Raw genomic sequence first — 16562 nt, forward strand, 5'->3', positions numbered from 1 at the left:
GTGGCGTCACATTTTCGTAAATTAACTACATTAAAGAGAATTTTTTTCGCTGACGCAACCTTAGCGGTCACTCAAAAGCTAGATAAATTACAACACTGTTTGTAAACTTATCCTAACTGCATCTCATAACCTGAGAGCAACGCCTCAGTATACAGTGCTTTATTGGCAATTATAGGCGTGTTCAGGCAAAGAGCCGCAGTTGTACTCTCGGTTAACTGGGCGATTATTCTTATGAATACACTAGAAAAAATACAGACGAATCTCAGTAACTTCAGTAAGTCCGAGCGAAAGGTAGCGGAAGTCATCTTAACCTCACCCCAAACCGCTATACACGCCAGCATAGCCACTTTGGCTAAGATGGCAGACGTAAGTGAACCTACGGTGAACCGTTTCTGCCGCCGACTCGACACCAAGGGATTCCCGGACTTCAAGTTACATTTGGCACAGAGCCTGGCCAACGGCACCCCATACGTTTCCCGTCATGTGGACGAGGATGACGGCCCAGACTCTTACACCAACAAGATCTTTGAATCTTCCATGGCGGCCCTGGATGTTGCCCGCCAATCCATTGATCCCATGGCGATCAACCGGGCGGTGGACATCCTTACTCAGGCTCAGCACATCTCCTTCTTCGGCCTGGGGGCCTCCTCCTCCGTGGCCCATGACGCCCAGAACAAGTTCTTCCGGTTCAATGTGCCGGTGAGCTGCTTCGACGACGTGCTGATGATGCGCATGAGCTGCATCAACGCCAGTGCCGGCTCCGTGCTGGTGCTGTTCTCCCATACCGGCCGCACCAAGGCCCTGGTGGAGGTGGCGCGCCTGGCCCGCGAGAGCAACGCCCAGGTGATCTCCATTACCGCCAAGGACAGCCCCCTGGCCCGTGAGAGCACCCTGGCCGTCAGCGTAGAGGTGCCTGAGGATACCGACATGTTTATCCCCATGGCCTCCCGCCTGGCTCACCTGACGGTGATTGATGTTTTAGCCACCGGTTTCACCCTACGCCGTGGCCCCCGCTTCCGCGAGAATTTGAAGCGCGTCAAAGAAGCGATACGCGAATCCCGTTTCGAAAAACCGTCGAATTTGTAATCCCCTCTCCCCCAAATGCCGCTGTGAATCCCACTCAGCGGCATTTTCTTTGTCACAACGACTACACTTGACCTCAACAATTTGCTTCCTTAGGCTTGTCGACCTTGCGCCAGGTCACATTTTTGTCATGCGGCAACATTTATAATTTACGTAATTTTCTTTCATGTTGAACTTTCAGCCATAAGGTCGGGAGTTTCATCTACTTAAACTTTAGAGCCAGTATTCTGATGGAGTTACCTATGCTCAGAAGAACTAAGATCGTAACCACGTTGGGTCCAGCGACTGATCGCGACGGCAACCTGGAGAAGATCATCCTAGCCGGCGCCAACGTCGTACGGATGAACTTTTCCCACGGCAGCCCCGAGGATCACATCGCCCGCGCTAACGAGGTACGCGAACTTGCTGCCAAGCACAACCGCCATGTGGCCATCCTGGGTGACCTGCAAGGTCCCAAGATCCGGGTATCCACCTTTAAAGACGGCAAGGTACACCTGCCCCTGGGCCACACCTTCGTGCTGGACAGCGATCTCGCCAAAGGCGAAGGTGACGAGCATCAGGTAGGCCTGGACTACAAGACCCTGCCTCAGGACGTAGACACCGGCGACATCCTGCTGCTGGACGACGGCCGTGTTCAGCTGCGTGTTGAGAAGGTAGAAGGCAACCGCGTGATCACCACCGTGACCGTAGCCGGCCCTCTGTCCAACAACAAAGGCATCAACAAGCAGGGTGGCGGCCTCTCCGCAGCGGCCCTGACCGACAAAGACAAGGCAGACATCAAGACCGCCGCCAAGATTGGCGTGGACTACCTGGCCGTGTCCTTCCCACGCACCGGTGAGGATCTGCACTACGCTCGCGAACTGGCTCGCGAAGCTGGCTGCAATGCCCACATCGTGTCCAAGGTCGAGCGCGCCGAAGCGGTTGCCACCGATGAGGCCATGGACGACGTTATCCTGGCTTCTGACGCCGTGATGGTTGCCCGTGGTGACCTGGGTGTTGAGATTGGTGATGCCGAGCTGATGGGTGTTCAGAAGAAGCTGATCGCCCGCTGCCGTCAGCTGAACCGTGTGGTGATCACCGCGACCCAGATGATGGAGTCCATGATCACCGCGCCAATGCCAACCCGTGCCGAAGTGATGGACGTGGCGAACGCCGTACTCGACGGTACCGACGCGGTAATGCTGTCTGCGGAAACCGCCGCCGGTGACTTCCCTGAAGAGACCGTGAAGGCGATGGCCAGCGTCTGTATCGGCGCCGAAAAGAACCCTCGTGTTCAGGTTTCCGGTCACCGTCTGGATGAGCGCTTCAAGACCGTTGAAGAGACCATCGCTCTGGCCACCATGTACGCCGCCAACCACCTGGAAGGCGTTAAGGCCATCGTTGCCCTGACCGAGTCAGGCAACACTCCGATGATCATGAGCCGCATCACCTCCGGCCTGCCCATCATCGCCCTGTCTCGTCACGATGCAACCCTGGCCCGCATGGCCCTGTACCGTGGCGTGTACCCTGTACGCTTCGATTCCACCGAGCACACTCCTGGTCTCATGGTGGCGGCAGCCATCGCCGAGATCAAAGACGCTGGTCTGCTGGACAGCGGCGACATGGTTCTGGTGACCAAGGGTGACATGATGGAGACCATCGGCGGCACCAACACCACCAAGGTTGTTGTGGTCGAGTAATCTCCACTCAACAAACAACTAAGGGTTGGCCTTTGGGCCAACCCTTTTTTGTTTCAGCAAGACAGCGACTTCAGTTACTGAAAAAGCGCCGGCCCACTTCCGTCGCCCTGTGCTGAAGCAGCTGTATCCAACTCTGTTCCTGAGACAGCAGCTGCTTTTGCGGGTCCTGCCCCTGCAGGCAATCCTCGAAAATCCCCCTGGCCGCCTCGTAACTCTGCGACTCCAGGTCGCCAGGGCATACCCACTCCAGCTCAATGTCATATTGATTGAGCACCGCCTCATCCAGCGTCAACTCATGGGCCTGATGGGTATCGATAAAGGCCTGGACCACGGACTGCACCACCTTGGCCCGCTCCTCCCGAGACTTAAGATCCCCCTCCCAGGTCGCCTTAAGGTATTGCCCCTGATAATGCAGGTAGATGGGTATAAAGTGCCGATAAAGCACACCAACTCTTGCTGGCTTGTGGGCCAGCGCCTTATCCAGATTCAACCAAGACCATCGTTGTAGCATCCTTCTCTCCCAAACGTCGGTTCGATTCGGGTAAAGATTGCACCGTTAGCGACAGGAATTTCGTGACCAGGATCAAGGGCAAGTCGTTATTTTGGCATTCTTTTCAAGTCCCCGGACTTTTTAACAGTATCCTGGAATCTCTGGGTCTCCAGCAATCGCAGCTGCTGGCTGTCAGCCCGGGCTTGGCATAAAAAAAGGCTGTGTCTGCGTTAATTGTTGAGGTTCTATAATTAGGGTAACTCTTTGATAGAGAGGGCCCGTTATGGATAGTTCAGCTTTTGCCCGTATCCTGCGTTCCCTGCCTGAGCTTACGCCCAGTCAACGAGAACAGCTCCTTACTCATGTGCGCTTCGATGCTCCTGCCGTCGTGGCGCTACTCATTGAAAACCATCCTAAAGACTGTCCACATTGCCACGAGGAAGCTCTACGCCCTTGGGGCTCAAGCCATGGTCTGCCTCGATTTCGGTGCCGTGCCTGTGGCAAAACCTCTAACCCATTGACTGGCACACCATTGGCACGATTGCGCATGCGCGAACGCTGGTTGGAGTACGCACTTTGCTTAAACGATGGCTTGACCGTTCGCCGAGCTGCAGCCCAATGCCAAGTTAATAAAAACACTGCGTTTTTGTGGCGACATCGATTTCTGAAATTGATAGCTGACATGCGCCCTGAAAAGGAGCACGGCATTGTTGAAGCCGATGAAACCTTCTTTTTGAAATCGTACAAAGGGCAACGCAACCTCCCCTGGCCAGCGCGTCAGCGTGGTGGTGTCAGCAAGACCAAAGGCGGTGGTAGTGAAGACCAGGTATCGGTCCTAATAGTGCGCGATAGGTCGGGTAAGACGGCGGACTACATGCTGAAAAAACTGGATGCAGCACATGTCACGACGGCTTTGGACTCGATTCTGGACAAGGATGCCTGTCTGTGTACTGACCGTGCTGGCGTTTATCTGTCTTACGCAAAATCAAAGAGAATCAGACACGAGCCTATCAAGGCATCAGGCCCGCGCAGGCGAGGTCCCTTCCACATCCAGAACGTAAACGCCTACGACAGCCGGTTGAAAGGGTGGATATCAAGGTTTAGAGGGGTGGCGACCAAGTATTTAGGAAACTACTTGGGCTGGCACAGAATGCTGGACCGGCATAAGTACCGACCCAGCTCTGAGCAGTGCCTGTTCGAAGCTGTTGGGTGGGGTTCAACAGTTACTTAGGACACAGCCTAAAAAAAGGCCGGCTCAATGCCGGCCCTTGTTCATCGCTGCCCCTAGAGGGTAGCGAACTCATCCACATGGATGGCCGCGGTGCGCAGCGTCCAGGCGGTCATCAGCTCGTTGGCTTCAGAGTCGGTGATCACCTCCTCCTCCTTGGCCTGCTCAATCACCTGCGGGGTAATAGCCTGCTTGGCCAGGGTACCCTGACGCATCGCCTGTTTGATCTTCTTCATCTGAGGCTGCTGTTTGTGCAGAGCCAGGAAGGCAGATTCCACCTCACTGATGCCATCATGCAAGCCCTCAGGGACAGGGCACAGGTGGGTCAGTCGCTCACGCAACACGCCCGGCTGGGCCACGGTGTCACACACCTGCTGAGCCAGCTCATCGGACGGCATGTGGAAATGGTTGCCGATGGGAAAGATCATCACCTTGGCCAGCCAGCGTGCCGGCAGGCTCGGGAAGTTGCGAATCACCTCCTCCATCGCCTTGGCGGCCAGGTGGGTGCAACGCGCCACCGAGTAGTGTACCAGAGGCAGGTCTCCCTGCTGACGCCCTTCCGCTTCGTAATGACGCAGCACCGAAGAGGCCAGGTACAACTGGCTGAGCACATCACCCAGACGAGCGGAGATCATCTCCTTCTGCTTCAGACTGCCGCCAAGGGTGGCCATGGCCAGATCCGACATCAGCGCCAGGTTGGCACTGAGGCGGCCCAGGTTGCGGTAGTGCTGAGCCGTATCACCGGCCACAGGAGCACTGTTGAAACGGGAGCCGGTCAGGGCGCTGCCCAGAGACACCAGGGCGTTGCGACCACCGTGAATCATGTGGGAGAGCAGCAGACCGTCAAACACCTTCAGCGCCTGGTCCTTGTCCTCCATCGCCACCGCCTCCATCTCAGACAGCACATAGGGGTGACAACGGGTGGCTCCCTGGCCGAAGATCATCAGGTTGCGGGTGAGGATGTTGGCTCCCTCGACGGTGATGGACACCGGCTGAGCCATGTACTGGTAACCCAGGTAGTTCTTGGGACCCAGCTGAATCCCCTTGCCACCGTGAATGTCCATGGCGTCGTTGATGATGGAGCGGCCAAGTTCGGTCATGTGGTACTTGGCAATGGCGGTCACCACCGAAGGCTTCTGCTTCATGTCGATGGCACCGACGGTCATCTTGCGAGCCGCCTCCAGCAGATAGGTGTTGCCGACGATGCGGGCCAGTGCCTCCTGAACCCCCTCGAACTGGCCGATGTTCACCCCAAACTGCTGACGCACGCCGCAATAGGCCGAGGTGGTGCGGGTGGCCATGTGGGCGGCCGAGGTGGCCAGGGCGGGCAGCGAAATACCGCGACCGGCGGAGAGGCACTCCACCAGCATGCGCCAGCCTCGACCGGCGTAATCCGGGCCACCGATGATCCACTCCATCGGGATAAACACATCCTTGCCCCGGGTGGTGCCGTTCATAAAGGCCATGTTCAGCGGGTTGTGACGATTGCCCAGTTCCACGCCGGGATGATCGGCTGGGATCAGCGCACAAGTGATGCCAATCTCCTTGTTGTCCCCCAGCAGGCCGTCCGGGTCACGCATCTTGAACGCCAGACCCAATACCGTGGCCACGGGCGCCAGGGTGATGTAGCGCTTGTCCCAGTTCAGCCTGAGGCCCAACACCTCCTTGCCTTCATACTCACCCATGCACACCACGCCACTGTCGGGAATGGCACCGGCATCGGAGCCGGCTTCCGGACCGGTCAGGGCAAAACAGGGGACCTCTGAGCCTTCGGCCAGGCCAGGCAGCCAACGCTGTTTCTGCTCCTCGGTGCCATAATGAGCCAGCAGCTCACCCGGCCCCAGGGAGTTGGGCACCATCACTGTGATGGCGGCGGTCAGGCTGCGGGAGGCGATTTGCGCCACTATGGTGGACGCCGCCAGCGCGGAGAAATCCAGACCACCGTAGGCCCGGGGAATGATCATCGAGAAGAAACGCTCCTGCTTCAGATAGTCCCACACCTCTTTTGGCAGGTCCTTATCGTCCTGAACCGTCTGGTGATCGTCCAGCATCTTCAGCAGGGTGTTCACCTGGTTGTCCAGGAAGGCGCGCTCCTCACCGGTCAGTTCGGAAGCGGGCATGCTGTGCAGCTGCTGCCAGTCCGGACGGCCGGAGAACAGCTCCCCGTCCCACCACACGGTGCCTGCTTCCATCGCTTCCCGCTCGGTCTGTGACAGCGGCGGTAAAACCTTTCTAAAGAAGGAAAACACCGGCTTGGTGATGAACTGTCGGCGAATGTCCGTCACGCCAAACAGCACCAGCAGGGCGATGATTACCAGAATAAACAGCGTCATGATACTTCCTTAATCTGTGTCCTTGACAGATGGGGAGCCGGAGCGACCACGCCTGCGGCCACGTAGGGGATCAATCTCTTGATCACCGACTCCACGTTGTTTTGCTGATCAAAATCGGCCTGGGCGATGTCATTCAGGGCATCCAGGGAGGCCATGGTGAACACCATGGTGCCCAGGGTAAAGTGCAGACGCCAGAACAGCTCTGCATCGTCGATATCCTTATCCACCTGGTGAATCAGTTTGACGATCAGTTCCAGGGGTTTGCCGTAATGGGTGGTGACGAACCAGCGCAGGTGGCCCTGGCTCTCGATGTAGCCACGCCCCAGCAGCTGAAGGAATATGGTGGAACCGCGGTGACGCAACTGATCCAGGGACAGCAGTGGCTGAACCAGGCTTTCGAAGATGGCGGACACGCTCAGCTCTGACTGGCCATCGAGCTCGGCCAGGGCCTCCTCACAGGCGGGCATAAACTGGTCCAGGTAACGAGCCAGTACGGCCTGAATCAGCTCCTTCTTGGAGCCAAAATGGTAATTGACCGAGGCGAGATTCACCTCCGCTTTGCTGGTGATCAGTCGCAGGGAGGTATCCGCAAACCCCCGCTCTGCAAACAATCGTTCCGCAGCGTCCAAGATACGAGATTTTGTACCTTGCTTATTAGACATGTGTGCGTCTTCCTGATTAAAACACTTGTTTTAACTTACTCTGCGGCCTGGGTAATGTCAAAGCGGCCAAAGGCAAAGTGTTTGAACTTAGGAATAATCCCGCCTTTTCCAGGCGTTAGCAGTCATTCCCTTGCGAACCGGGGTCACAGAGCATTGTCGCTTTTCACACCTGGGCTGGCATACTAGAATGCCGCACAGATCAACAACAACCACAAGCAAAGGAAAGCTCTATGGCTCTTATGCGATCTCCCACGGCCCTGTCCGCCGTGGCACTTGCGCTGCTCACCGCCTGCGCACCGGCCGAAAAACCCAACGACAAGGCCGACGCGACACAGGCAGCCCAACCCAGCACCAGCGAATTCATTGCCAGCGCCGAAACGGATCTCTCCAACCTGATTGAGGAGTCCGGCCGCGCTGCCTGGATCTACAGCAACTTCATCACCGAAGACACCGCCGCCCTGGCCTCCGACGCCGAGCGCCGCTTCAACGACAAGGCGGTGGAATACGCCAGCCAGGCCGCAAAAGCAGACACCCAGGGGCTGACCCAGGAGGAGCTGCGTAAACTGGAAGTACTCAAACGCACCATAGTGCTGCCCTCTCCCGACAGCCCGGCCAAAAGCGAAGAGCTGGCCAAGCTCAACGCCGAACTCGGCGGCCTCTATGGCAAGGGGCGCTACTGCATGGCCAACGGCGACTGTCTGGGTCAGCCACAGATCTCCTCGCTGATGGCCACATCCAGAGATCCGGAGCAGCTGCTGGAGGTGTGGCAGGGCTGGCGTGAGATCTCCAAGCCGATGCGCCCCCTGTTTACCCGCCAGGTAGAGCTGGCCAACGAGGGCGCCAAGCAGCTGGGTTATCAGGATGTCGGCGAGCTGTGGCGCTCCAAGTACGACATGCCCGCCGCCCAGTTCCCCAAGGAGCTGGATACCCTCTGGGGAGAGGTGAAACCTCTGTATGACGCCCTGCACTGCTACGTGCGTGGTGAACTGGGTGAAGAGTACGGCACCGACGTGGTGCCTCAGGACGGCATGATCCCGGCTCACCTGCTGGGCAACCTCTGGTCCCAGCAGTGGGGCAACATCTACGACCTGGTGGCCCCGGAAAAGGCGGATCCCGGCTTTGACCTGACCGCCCTGCTGGCCAAGCACGACTACGACGAGATCAAGATGGTGGAACAGGCGGAGCAGTTCTTCACCTCCCTGGGCTTCGAACCCCTGCCTCAGACTTTCTGGGAGCGCTCCCTGTTTGTGGAGCCTCAGGACCGCGACGTGGTGTGCCACGCCAGTGCCTGGGATCTGGATAACGAAGACGACATCCGCATCAAGATGTGCATCCAGAAGAACGCCGAAGACTTCGTGGTGATTCACCATGAGTTGGGGCACAACATCTACCAGCGCGCCTACAAGAACCAGCCCTTCCTGTTTAAGGACAGCGCCAACGACGGCTTCCACGAAGCCATTGGTGACACCATCGCCCTGTCCATCACTCCGAGTTACCTGAAACAGATTGGCCTGTTGGAAGAGGTGCCCAGCGCCGATGCCGACATCGGCCTGTTGCTGCGTCAGGCCCTGGACAAGGTGGCTTTCCTGCCCTTCGGCCTGATGATCGATCAGTGGCGCTGGAAAGTGTTCTCCGGTGAGATCACCCCTGAGAACTACAACCAGGCCTGGTGGGAGCTGCGCGCCAAGTACCAGGGCGTGGCCAGTCCGGTAGAACGCACCGAGGCGGACTTCGACCCGGGCGCCAAATATCACGTGCCCGGCAACGTGCCCTACACCCGTTACTTCCTGGCGCACATCCTCCAGTTCCAGTTCCACCAGTCCCTGTGTGACATCGCGGGCTATGAGGGCGACATCCACCGCTGCTCCATCTATGGCAACAAGGAGGCGGGGGCCAAGCTGAACACCATGCTCGAGTCCGGCCTGTCCCAGCCCTGGCCTCAGGCCCTGGCCATGGTCACCGGCTCAGAGAAGATGAGTGGCGATGCCATCCTCAACTACTTCAAGCCGCTGCACACCTGGCTGGATCAGCAGAACCAGGCCGCCGGCCGTCAGTGCGGTTGGTAAGCTAAGGCGCTAAAACCAGGAACCCGGCCAGTTGGCCGGGTTCTTTTTTACTTAAGCTTTGCCAGATAACGGTCCAGGGCGTTGGCGAAGGACTGGCGCTCCTGCTGGCTCAACGGTGGTGGCCCACCGGTCTGCACGCCGCTGGCGCGCATGGTGTCCATAAAATCGCGCATGTTGAGGCGACCGCGGATGTTGCCGGCGTTGAACTCCTCCCCTCTGGGACTGAGCGCTTCGGCGCCCTTCTCGATCACCTCCGCCGCCAGCGGGATATCACTGGTGATCACCATCTCACCCGGCTGCACCTGCTTGACGATCTCGTTGTCCGCCACGTCAAAGCCTGCCGGCACCACCTGGACCCGTATCCAGGCAGAGGGAGGGGTACGCATGCCGCGGTTGGCCACCAGCACCAGTGGCGTTTGGGTACGGTCCGCGGCGCGGAACAGAATCTCTTTGATAACGACAGGACAGGCGTCGGCATCGACCCAGATGGTCATATCAGTTTCTCACTTTACTCAGATGCCCGCAGAGTAGCCCCTGAACTGGCGGGATACAAGCACAAAAAAGGGGAGCCTGAGCTCCCCTGGAGTTAGAATCGGCGCTTACTGCTGGGTGCGGTACTTCTTCAGAATTTCACCCAGTTGCAGAGAACTCTCCGCCAGCTCATTCACGCTCACCGCCGACTGTTCGGCGCTGCTGCGGATGGCGTTGGACTGACCGCGGATGTCATACAGCTCGGAGGCAATGTCATTGGCCGCCGCCGTCTGCTGCTCCACCGCCGCCACGATCTGAGCGCTCATCTCCATCACGCTGCGGGCGGAATCGGCAATGGCATTCACATCTTGGCCAATCTCACTGATCAGCTCACGGCTGTGATGGGCCTGCTTCAGGGTGTGGGAGGTGATGTCGGCAATGCCGCGGGTTTCGGTCTGCAAGTTGTCGATCATCGCCTGAATCTCGACAGTTGCCTGCTGGGTGCGGCTGGCCAAGGTGCGAACCTCGTCGGCCACCACCGCAAAGCCGCGGCCCTGCTCACCGGCGCGAGCCGCTTCGATGGCCGCGTTCAGCGCCAGCAAGTTGGTCTGTTCACTGATGGCGTTGATGGTGGTGATCACCTCATTGATCTCGGTGGCCTTGGCGGTGAGGTTATTCACCGTGACCGAAGCCGCATCGGTCTTATCCGCCAGTTCGGTGGTTTCAACGATGGCGTTTTGCACCTTCTCGTTGCTCTGGGCCACCTTATGGCCATCCTGCTCCAGCTGAGAGGAGGTCTGCTGAGCCAGGTTGGAAATGTCCTTGGCGGTGGCACTCATCTCCTCCATGGCGGTAGCCACAGAGTCCAGAGAGCTGTACTGGGAAGCGATCTGCTCCTGACTGTTGCGGCTGTCATCACTGAACACAGAGGCGCTCTGATTGAGGGTGGCAGAGCTGTTTTGCACCGTGCTCACCAGCTCACTCAGGGTATCCATGGTGCGGTCCAGCTGGTGACCGATAATGCCGAACTCCTCCCGGCCCACATGAAAACCAAGACGAGAGGTCAGGTCCCCATCGGCGATGCGCTGAATCGCCTGGTGTTTCACCCACAGGGCGCCACCAAGGAAGGTGGCCAGCCAGTAGCTGAACAGGGCAATGGGAATCAGCAGCAGAGAAGAGAGCCCCACCCGGGTCAGTGCCTCGGACTTCAGTTGTGCCTCTTCGGCGGGCACTGCCACAGACAGCTCAGCGTGACCGCCACTGGCCAAAGGCGCACTGACAATGATGCGCTCACCCTGGCGCCGTGGTTCGGCACTGAGGCCGTTGAGCTTCAGGCCCAAGGCACTGGCGGCCTGCTCTCTGGCCTCGCCTTTAAGGGAATTCACCACCTTCACCGCAGAGGTCAGTTGCCCCTGGGCCTGTGCCAGGCTCTTCTGCTCAGCGAGACGGCTGACATCCAGGTAGCCCTTGGTCGCCACCCCCATCACCGCCAGGGTGGCCATCAGGAACAACACCCAAAATTTCTCGTTCAGTGTCAGTTTGATAAACAACCTGTCTATGGTTCTGAACTCTACTTCTCTCATGTGACCCCTCATTCCGCCTATACATTGGCGTTAACATTTGGCGCTCAATTGTGCTTTTTTGCGCTGCCATTGGGCAATATTAAAGTTTATGGGATTTACGTTTCAGTAATTTTGATCACATAAACCACGGTGCAATATGGGAGCGTTATCAATTTGAAGGGGAGTTTTGCGAAGTCATTTTGTAAAAATAGTACAGTTACCTACATGAAATTAGCCAAACTTCATGGGCACAACAGACACCCCCCTCCCACGATCCTGTTATCGACCTGTGACGGGCGGGACTTTAGTGGCGATTCGAGAAATATGATTCAATCGATGAAAGATTCACCACAGAGCCCGGAGTTCAACCAGACCAGCTCAGGCAGCGCCGTCAGATCCAGGCAGTCAAAGCGCTGAGCCACCACCAGATGGCGGCTGTACTGGCCCAGGTGCTCGGCAAAACTCTGCTGCGCCTCAGGTTCACCATGAACCAGGATCACTGGGGGGGCATCGGCAAAATGGCGGTACCACTCCGTCATCTCATCCCGATCCGCATGGGCCGACAGGCCGCCCACGGTATGCACCCTGGCCCGCACCTCAACCGGCTTACCGCCAATATTCAGGCTCTGTGCCCCATCCACCAGGGCACGACCCGGTGTCCCTCTGGCCTGATACCCGCAGATGATCACATCCGCCTCATCACGCCACAGATTGTGTTCCATATGACAACGAATGCGTCCGCCATTACACATGCCGCTGCCGGCAATGACGATCATCCCCCTGTCCACCTCATTCAGTTCCATTGACGCTTCGGTGGTCTGAACGAACTCGATGTTGGACAGCAGAGGATGGCGGCCGGGATGCTGACGGGTGAAGGCCTTGAACTCATCGTCACACAGGCGGAAGTGCCGGACATAGACCCGGGTGGCCTCGGTGGCCATGGGGCTGTCCAGGTACACCCGCCAGCGGCCGAGATCCCACTCCTTAGCGTGCAGGTGCAACAGATAGAGAAGCTCCTGGGCCCTGCCCACCGAGAATGCGGGAATGAGGATGTTGCCTCTGGCGGTTTCTATGGCGCGGGCGAAGATCCCCTTAAGCTCCTCCAGGGTGTCCGGCAGGCTCCGGTGCAACCTGTCCCCGTAGGTACTCTCCATCACCACCAGATCCGCCCTGTCGATATAAGCCGGGTCCTGAATCACCGGCATCCCCTTGCGCCCCAGGTCGCCACTGTACACCAGCTTGCGCTGACCTTCCGCCTCGCCCAGCCACAGCTGCACTATGGCGGAGCCCAGAATGTGGCCGGCATCCGCCAGCTCGAACCGGACGCCAGGCAGCGCCTCCCTGCCCTGGCCATATTCCAGGGGCACCATCAGGGCCATCAGCGCATCCACATCTGCCTCTGTGAACAGGGGATCTACCAGGGGTTCGCCACGCGCCTCCAACTTCTTGTTGAGGCGCTCGGCGTCCCGGCGCTGCAGCATGGCCGCATCCCTGAGCATGATGTCGCACAGCTCGGCGGTGGCATTGTGGGTAAACACCGGCCCCTGAAACCCCTGCTTCACCAGCAGGGGCAACCGGCCGGAATGATCGATGTGAGCGTGACTGAGGATCACCGCATCGATGGTCCCTGGGTCAAATGGAAAGGGTTCGCGGTTGCGGGCTTCCGCCTGACGGCTTCCCTGGATCAGGCCGCAATCGAGGAGGATTTGGTGTTCACCCACAGTCAGCAGATGGCAGGAACCGGTCACTTCACCGGCTGCCCCCAGAAAGGTCAGGGTCATTGTCATAAAGCGCCCTCCCGGCGTCCGTTATCTCCCTGAAAAGGTGGAGCAACGACAACTTTGCCCTACCCTCGCCTACCTCCAATAGTGCGCCCCGACGACCGATTAGGCAAATGCTGCTAACTGTCGTCTCGCCGGCTGAGAAACAATCGGCTCTGCGGTGACCTCAAGCAGGCTGGCAAAAAGCGCCTGTCGATGCAGGCGCTTTAACGGACAACCGGGTCAATTCTGGACCATGGTCAGGATCAATGCACTGTAGAGGGGGATCCCCACCAGCACATTGAATGGGAAGGTCACCCCCAGGGAGGCGGTAATGGCCGGCCCCAGATCTGCCTTGGGCATGGCCACCGAAAAAGCCGCGGGAACCGCAATGTAAGAGGCACTGGCGCCCAACACCGCCAGCAATATGGTGCCACCGGCGCTCAATCCAAGTGGCAGCGCAAAGGCGGTTCCCAACAGGGCCCCCACCAGAGGCATGGCAATACCGAAAGAAGCCAGGAAAGACGCGTCGCTTCCCAGCTCGCGCCAACGCTGAGCCGCTTTCTGTCCCATGGCCAGAAGAAACAGAGCCAGCACACCATGGAACAACCCGCCAAACAACGGCATTATTTTCTCGGTACGCTCTCCGGCCCACCAGCCGATGAACAGGCCCCCCATCAGCAACACCATGCCCTGGTTCAACAACACTTCACGCACCAATTTGGCTCTGTCGCTACTGCCGGCAGCGGTGCCTCGCTGTGCCAGCCACAACCCCACGGCGATGGCGGGGACCTCGAGCAAGGCCACAAACAACGGAAAGTAGGGCTCATAGGGAATGGAGCGGCTCTCCAGAAAAGCCACCCCCACGGCATAGGTGGCCACACTCACAGACCCATAGTGTGCGGCGATGGTGGCGGCGGTCACTTTGGTCAAGCCACCGAGCTTCGACAAGATGGGCACCGCCAACAGAGGCAACAACACCCCCATCACCATGATGGCCGCTCCCTGAATCAGCAAAGTCATGTTGAGGTGTTCAGAAAGGGCGATGCCGCCCTTAAGGCCAATGGCCAACAGCAACAGGATCACCAGACTCTGATAAAAACCATCTGGGATGGTCAGCTCGGCCCGAAGCAACTGAGCCATCGCACCCAGTATGAAAAAGGCAACAACGATATCCAGCCCCATGATTAGCGAGCCCTTACCCGCTGCGGTAACGCTTGGCCATGAACAATCAGTGACGCCGACAACAGCAGAGTACCGGTCAATGCCAATCCCCAGCCGGTCACCCCATTCAGAGCGGCGGTCACGCCGCCTATCAACACCGCCAGGGCAACAACAAACTCAAACACAACTTTTGGCAAATTCATGACTTACTCCTTAACTCGAACAACGGCGTTAGTCTGCCCTGAAGCCAAAATAGAGTTAAATCGAATTTTGATTTATATTGTATAGATAAAAGCCTATACATTAGAGCTGTCATGAGAATTCGTGCCACACTTCGCCAGTTGGAAATTTTCCTGGCCCTTCAGGAGGCTGGGTCTGTCAGTGCCGCCGCCGAGCAGCTGCACCTCACTCAGCCTACGGTCTCCATGCAATTAAAAAAGCTCGCCGATCTGGTGGGTCTCCCCCTGTATCACCAGATTGGCAGACGACTGCAGCTTACCGACGCCGGCCTGCGTACCCTGCAAACCGCCAGAGAGGTGGTGGGCAGCCTCGACAGCCTGCAGATGGATCTGGACGACCTGCAGGGACTGAAGCGGGGCACTCTGCGCCTTGGTGTGGTTACCACGGCCAAATACTTCATTCCTCACCTGTTGGGGGACTTTCTGGAACGATACCCGGACGTGGAGATCGATTTTAAGGTGGGCAACCGCCAGCAGATGATAGACCGGCTTTCCGAGGGCTATGAAGATCTCTATGTATTCAGTCACCCACCGGAAAACGCGCCGCTCACCCTGCACCCTTTCCTCACTAATCCCTTGGTGGCCATAGCCGCCAATACCCATCCTTGGGCCGACAGAGACCGCCTGAGCCTGGAGGAGTTTGCCCAAGCACCGTTTCTGATTCGAGAACAGGGCTCCGGTACGCGCTACGCGCTGGAGCAGTTTCTGAAACAGCGCGGGGTCAAGCTCAATGTCAAGATGACGGTTGAGAGCAACGAAGCCATTCGCCACTCGGTGATGTCCGGCCTGGGTGTCTCCATACTGTCCCAGCACACCCTGGCTTTCGGTGCGGATACTGGCCTGAGGATTCTTCCGGTAGAGGGTCTGCCTATCCCCTCTCAATGGTCCCTGGCCCATCACAAGAGCAACCCCCTCTCCCCCGTGGCACGAACCTTCCTGCAATGGGCGGAACAGCGCTCCCCTGCTCTAACAAACTGAATCTTCTGATGGCAGCAGCAAATGCTCGAGTCTGGGCCCCGACGGGCCACCGGCTTCCGGTGGCTGTTGCTCACTTTTTCGCCCTGCACATTTGCCTGGAGTCAGGTATAATCCGCGCTCTTAATTCCAGTAGCGAACAGATAAGGACTCTATGACCGTCGAAACCTTCGTTCCCGGCGACGATCAGCCCAAGGCTGAGCAGCCTAACACCACCCACGCCACCAAGGTGGCTCCGGCCATGGGTCAGGGCAGCGGCAGCCGTATCGGCTTCATCTCCCTGGGCTGCCCTAGCGTCGAATAGTACATACATTTTCGCACTGCCCTACCCCGCTATTTTTGTCCTCACCCTTTCTGCTTTGGCTTTGATACCGCGCTCAGTTGCACATCAAGCTCACCAGCTTCAACGGCGTTAACCACCACATCTATTACTTCAACCAACTTTGACTGTTCACCAACGGTCACGGCGTGCTTACCTTTGCTTAGCTCAAGTGGCTTGGTGCCATAGCGCACTTCCAGAAAGTAGTTGCCCTTTACTTCGTAGAACCAGGGGATAACTCGCTTAGGTACACGCACTTTACGCTTGTGTCCCTGTTCATCGGTTTCAAGCTTTTCCTTATATGCTTCAAACGGCTTACCTTCCATCAAGCATTCAGCCATGCGTTTTTGCTCGCTCAAACGGGTGACCAACTTAGCTCGACGCAGCTCGATGGGATTGGCAGGTACTTTTTGCTGACTAGCGGAAAGTGTCAGTTGGCTAAGGTGTGTATTAGGCATTTCGATGTCCTCTCAGATCATTTAAGCAACTTCAATGTTACTTTCTAAAAACCTATTGGACGACCGAAAGCTG

At 57.8% G+C, this 16562-nt stretch carries 15 protein-coding genes; 6 read left to right on the forward strand and 9 right to left on the reverse strand.

The genetic code is table 11. The annotated features are described in order from the left end of the window. Positions 1-231 precede the first annotated feature (231 nt). Both QUE41_RS12765 and pyk read left to right on the forward strand, forming a co-directional pair. Positions 232-1086, forward strand: a complete 855-nt coding sequence (locus QUE41_RS12765) for a MurR/RpiR family transcriptional regulator (protein WP_028110629.1) — start codon at positions 232-234, stop codon at positions 1084-1086. 239 nt (positions 1087-1325) lie between these two features. Then, complete coding sequence (pyk, locus tag QUE41_RS12770) at positions 1326-2762, forward strand: pyruvate kinase (RefSeq protein WP_286339408.1); 1437 nt, start codon at positions 1326-1328, stop codon at positions 2760-2762. A 70-nt stretch (positions 2763-2832) separates the two neighbouring features. Here pyk and QUE41_RS12775 read toward each other — a convergent pair whose 3' ends face one another. Further along, positions 2833-3273 (reverse strand): hypothetical protein, encoded by a 441-nt coding sequence (locus QUE41_RS12775; RefSeq protein WP_286339409.1) that lies wholly within the window; start codon positions 3271-3273, stop codon positions 2833-2835. A 262-nt stretch (positions 3274-3535) separates the two neighbouring features. Between QUE41_RS12775 and QUE41_RS12780 the strand changes: the two genes are divergently transcribed. Beyond that, a complete protein-coding gene (locus QUE41_RS12780) occupies positions 3536-4483 on the forward strand; it encodes an IS1595 family transposase (RefSeq protein WP_286339410.1) in 948 nt (315 codons plus the stop codon). Between the two features lie 53 nt (positions 4484-4536). On the opposite strand, the gene QUE41_RS12785 is transcribed toward QUE41_RS12780, so the two are convergent. Then, positions 4537-6816 (reverse strand): acyl-CoA dehydrogenase, encoded by a 2280-nt coding sequence (locus tag QUE41_RS12785; protein WP_286342944.1) that lies wholly within the window; start codon positions 6814-6816, stop codon positions 4537-4539. Continuing rightward, positions 6810-7475 (reverse strand): TetR family transcriptional repressor PsrA, encoded by a 666-nt coding sequence (psrA, locus tag QUE41_RS12790; RefSeq protein ID WP_286339411.1) that lies wholly within the window; start codon positions 7473-7475, stop codon positions 6810-6812. The genes QUE41_RS12785 and psrA overlap by 7 nt, the downstream gene beginning before the upstream one ends. A gap of 230 nt (positions 7476-7705) precedes the next feature. Between psrA and QUE41_RS12795 the strand changes: the two genes are divergently transcribed. Continuing rightward, on the forward strand, positions 7706-9541 hold the full coding sequence (locus QUE41_RS12795; RefSeq protein ID WP_286339412.1) for a M2 family metallopeptidase: 1836 nt from the start codon (positions 7706-7708) through the stop codon (positions 9539-9541). Positions 9542-9588: 47 nt separating this feature from the next. On the opposite strand, the gene QUE41_RS12800 is transcribed toward QUE41_RS12795, so the two are convergent. The 5 genes from QUE41_RS12800 to QUE41_RS12820 all read right to left on the reverse strand — a co-directional run bounded on the left by QUE41_RS12800 (position 9589) and on the right by QUE41_RS12820 (position 14701). After that, a complete protein-coding gene (locus QUE41_RS12800; RefSeq protein WP_286339413.1) occupies positions 9589-10035 on the reverse strand; it encodes a YaiI/YqxD family protein in 447 nt (148 codons plus the stop codon). Between the two features lie 105 nt (positions 10036-10140). Then, entirely contained in the window at positions 10141-11595 is a 1455-nt protein-coding gene (locus QUE41_RS12805; protein ID WP_286339414.1) for a methyl-accepting chemotaxis protein, read from the reverse strand. A 308-nt stretch (positions 11596-11903) separates the two neighbouring features. Continuing rightward, positions 11904-13361, reverse strand: coding sequence for an MBL fold metallo-hydrolase RNA specificity domain-containing protein (locus QUE41_RS12810; RefSeq protein ID WP_286339415.1), 1458 nt, complete (start codon positions 13359-13361; stop codon positions 11904-11906). Between the two features lie 216 nt (positions 13362-13577). Continuing rightward, positions 13578-14519, reverse strand: a complete 942-nt coding sequence (locus QUE41_RS12815) for a sodium-dependent bicarbonate transport family permease (RefSeq protein ID WP_286339416.1) — start codon at positions 14517-14519, stop codon at positions 13578-13580. 2 nt (positions 14520-14521) lie between these two features. Then, a complete protein-coding gene (locus tag QUE41_RS12820) occupies positions 14522-14701 on the reverse strand; it encodes a hypothetical protein (protein ID WP_286339417.1) in 180 nt (59 codons plus the stop codon). 111 nt (positions 14702-14812) lie between these two features. Between QUE41_RS12820 and QUE41_RS12825 the strand changes: the two genes are divergently transcribed. Continuing rightward, the gene (locus QUE41_RS12825) at positions 14813-15715 is read left to right on the forward strand and encodes a LysR family transcriptional regulator (protein WP_286339418.1); all 903 of its coding nucleotides are present in this window, start codon (positions 14813-14815) and stop codon (positions 15713-15715) included. A gap of 151 nt (positions 15716-15866) precedes the next feature. Then, on the forward strand, positions 15867-16016 hold the full coding sequence (locus QUE41_RS12830) for a hypothetical protein (protein ID WP_286339419.1): 150 nt from the start codon (positions 15867-15869) through the stop codon (positions 16014-16016). Between the two features lie 41 nt (positions 16017-16057). Here the strand turns inward: QUE41_RS12830 and QUE41_RS12835 are convergent, their stop codons facing one another. Further along, positions 16058-16489: a DUF6641 family protein gene (locus tag QUE41_RS12835; RefSeq protein WP_286339420.1), complete on the reverse strand. Its 432-nt coding sequence runs from the start codon at positions 16487-16489 to the stop codon at positions 16058-16060. Positions 16490-16562 lie beyond the last annotated feature (73 nt).

This window comes from Ferrimonas sp. YFM (assembly GCF_030296015.1).
Taxonomy (GTDB): Bacteria; Pseudomonadota; Gammaproteobacteria; order Enterobacterales; family Shewanellaceae; genus Ferrimonas.

Bases quoted from the DNA above. Each gene is read 5' to 3' on its own strand.
- QUE41_RS12815 (WP_286339416.1), bottom strand. From the start codon at position 14,519: ATGGGGCTGGATATCGTTGTTGCCTTTTTCATACTGGGTGCGATGGCT.
- QUE41_RS12820 (WP_286339417.1), bottom strand. From the start codon at position 14,701: ATGAATTTGCCAAAAGTTGTGTTTGAGTTTGTTGTTGCCCTGGCGGTG.
- QUE41_RS12775 (WP_286339409.1), bottom strand. From the start codon at position 3,273: ATGCTACAACGATGGTCTTGGTTGAATCTGGATAAGGCGCTGGCCCAC.
- QUE41_RS12825 (WP_286339418.1), top strand. From the start codon at position 14,813: ATGAGAATTCGTGCCACACTTCGCCAGTTGGAAATTTTCCTGGCCCTT.
- QUE41_RS12800 (WP_286339413.1), bottom strand. From the start codon at position 10,035: ATGACCATCTGGGTCGATGCCGACGCCTGTCCTGTCGTTATCAAAGAG.
- pyk (WP_286339408.1), top strand. From the start codon at position 1,326: ATGCTCAGAAGAACTAAGATCGTAACCACGTTGGGTCCAGCGACTGAT.
- QUE41_RS12830 (WP_286339419.1), top strand. From the start codon at position 15,867: ATGACCGTCGAAACCTTCGTTCCCGGCGACGATCAGCCCAAGGCTGAG.
- QUE41_RS12805 (WP_286339414.1), bottom strand. From the start codon at position 11,595: ATGAGAGAAGTAGAGTTCAGAACCATAGACAGGTTGTTTATCAAACTG.
- QUE41_RS12780 (WP_286339410.1), top strand. From the start codon at position 3,536: ATGGATAGTTCAGCTTTTGCCCGTATCCTGCGTTCCCTGCCTGAGCTT.
- QUE41_RS12835 (WP_286339420.1), bottom strand. From the start codon at position 16,489: ATGCCTAATACACACCTTAGCCAACTGACACTTTCCGCTAGTCAGCAA.
- QUE41_RS12795 (WP_286339412.1), top strand. From the start codon at position 7,706: ATGGCTCTTATGCGATCTCCCACGGCCCTGTCCGCCGTGGCACTTGCG.
- QUE41_RS12765 (WP_028110629.1), top strand. From the start codon at position 232: ATGAATACACTAGAAAAAATACAGACGAATCTCAGTAACTTCAGTAAG.
- psrA (WP_286339411.1), bottom strand. From the start codon at position 7,475: ATGTCTAATAAGCAAGGTACAAAATCTCGTATCTTGGACGCTGCGGAA.
- QUE41_RS12810 (WP_286339415.1), bottom strand. From the start codon at position 13,361: ATGACAATGACCCTGACCTTTCTGGGGGCAGCCGGTGAAGTGACCGGT.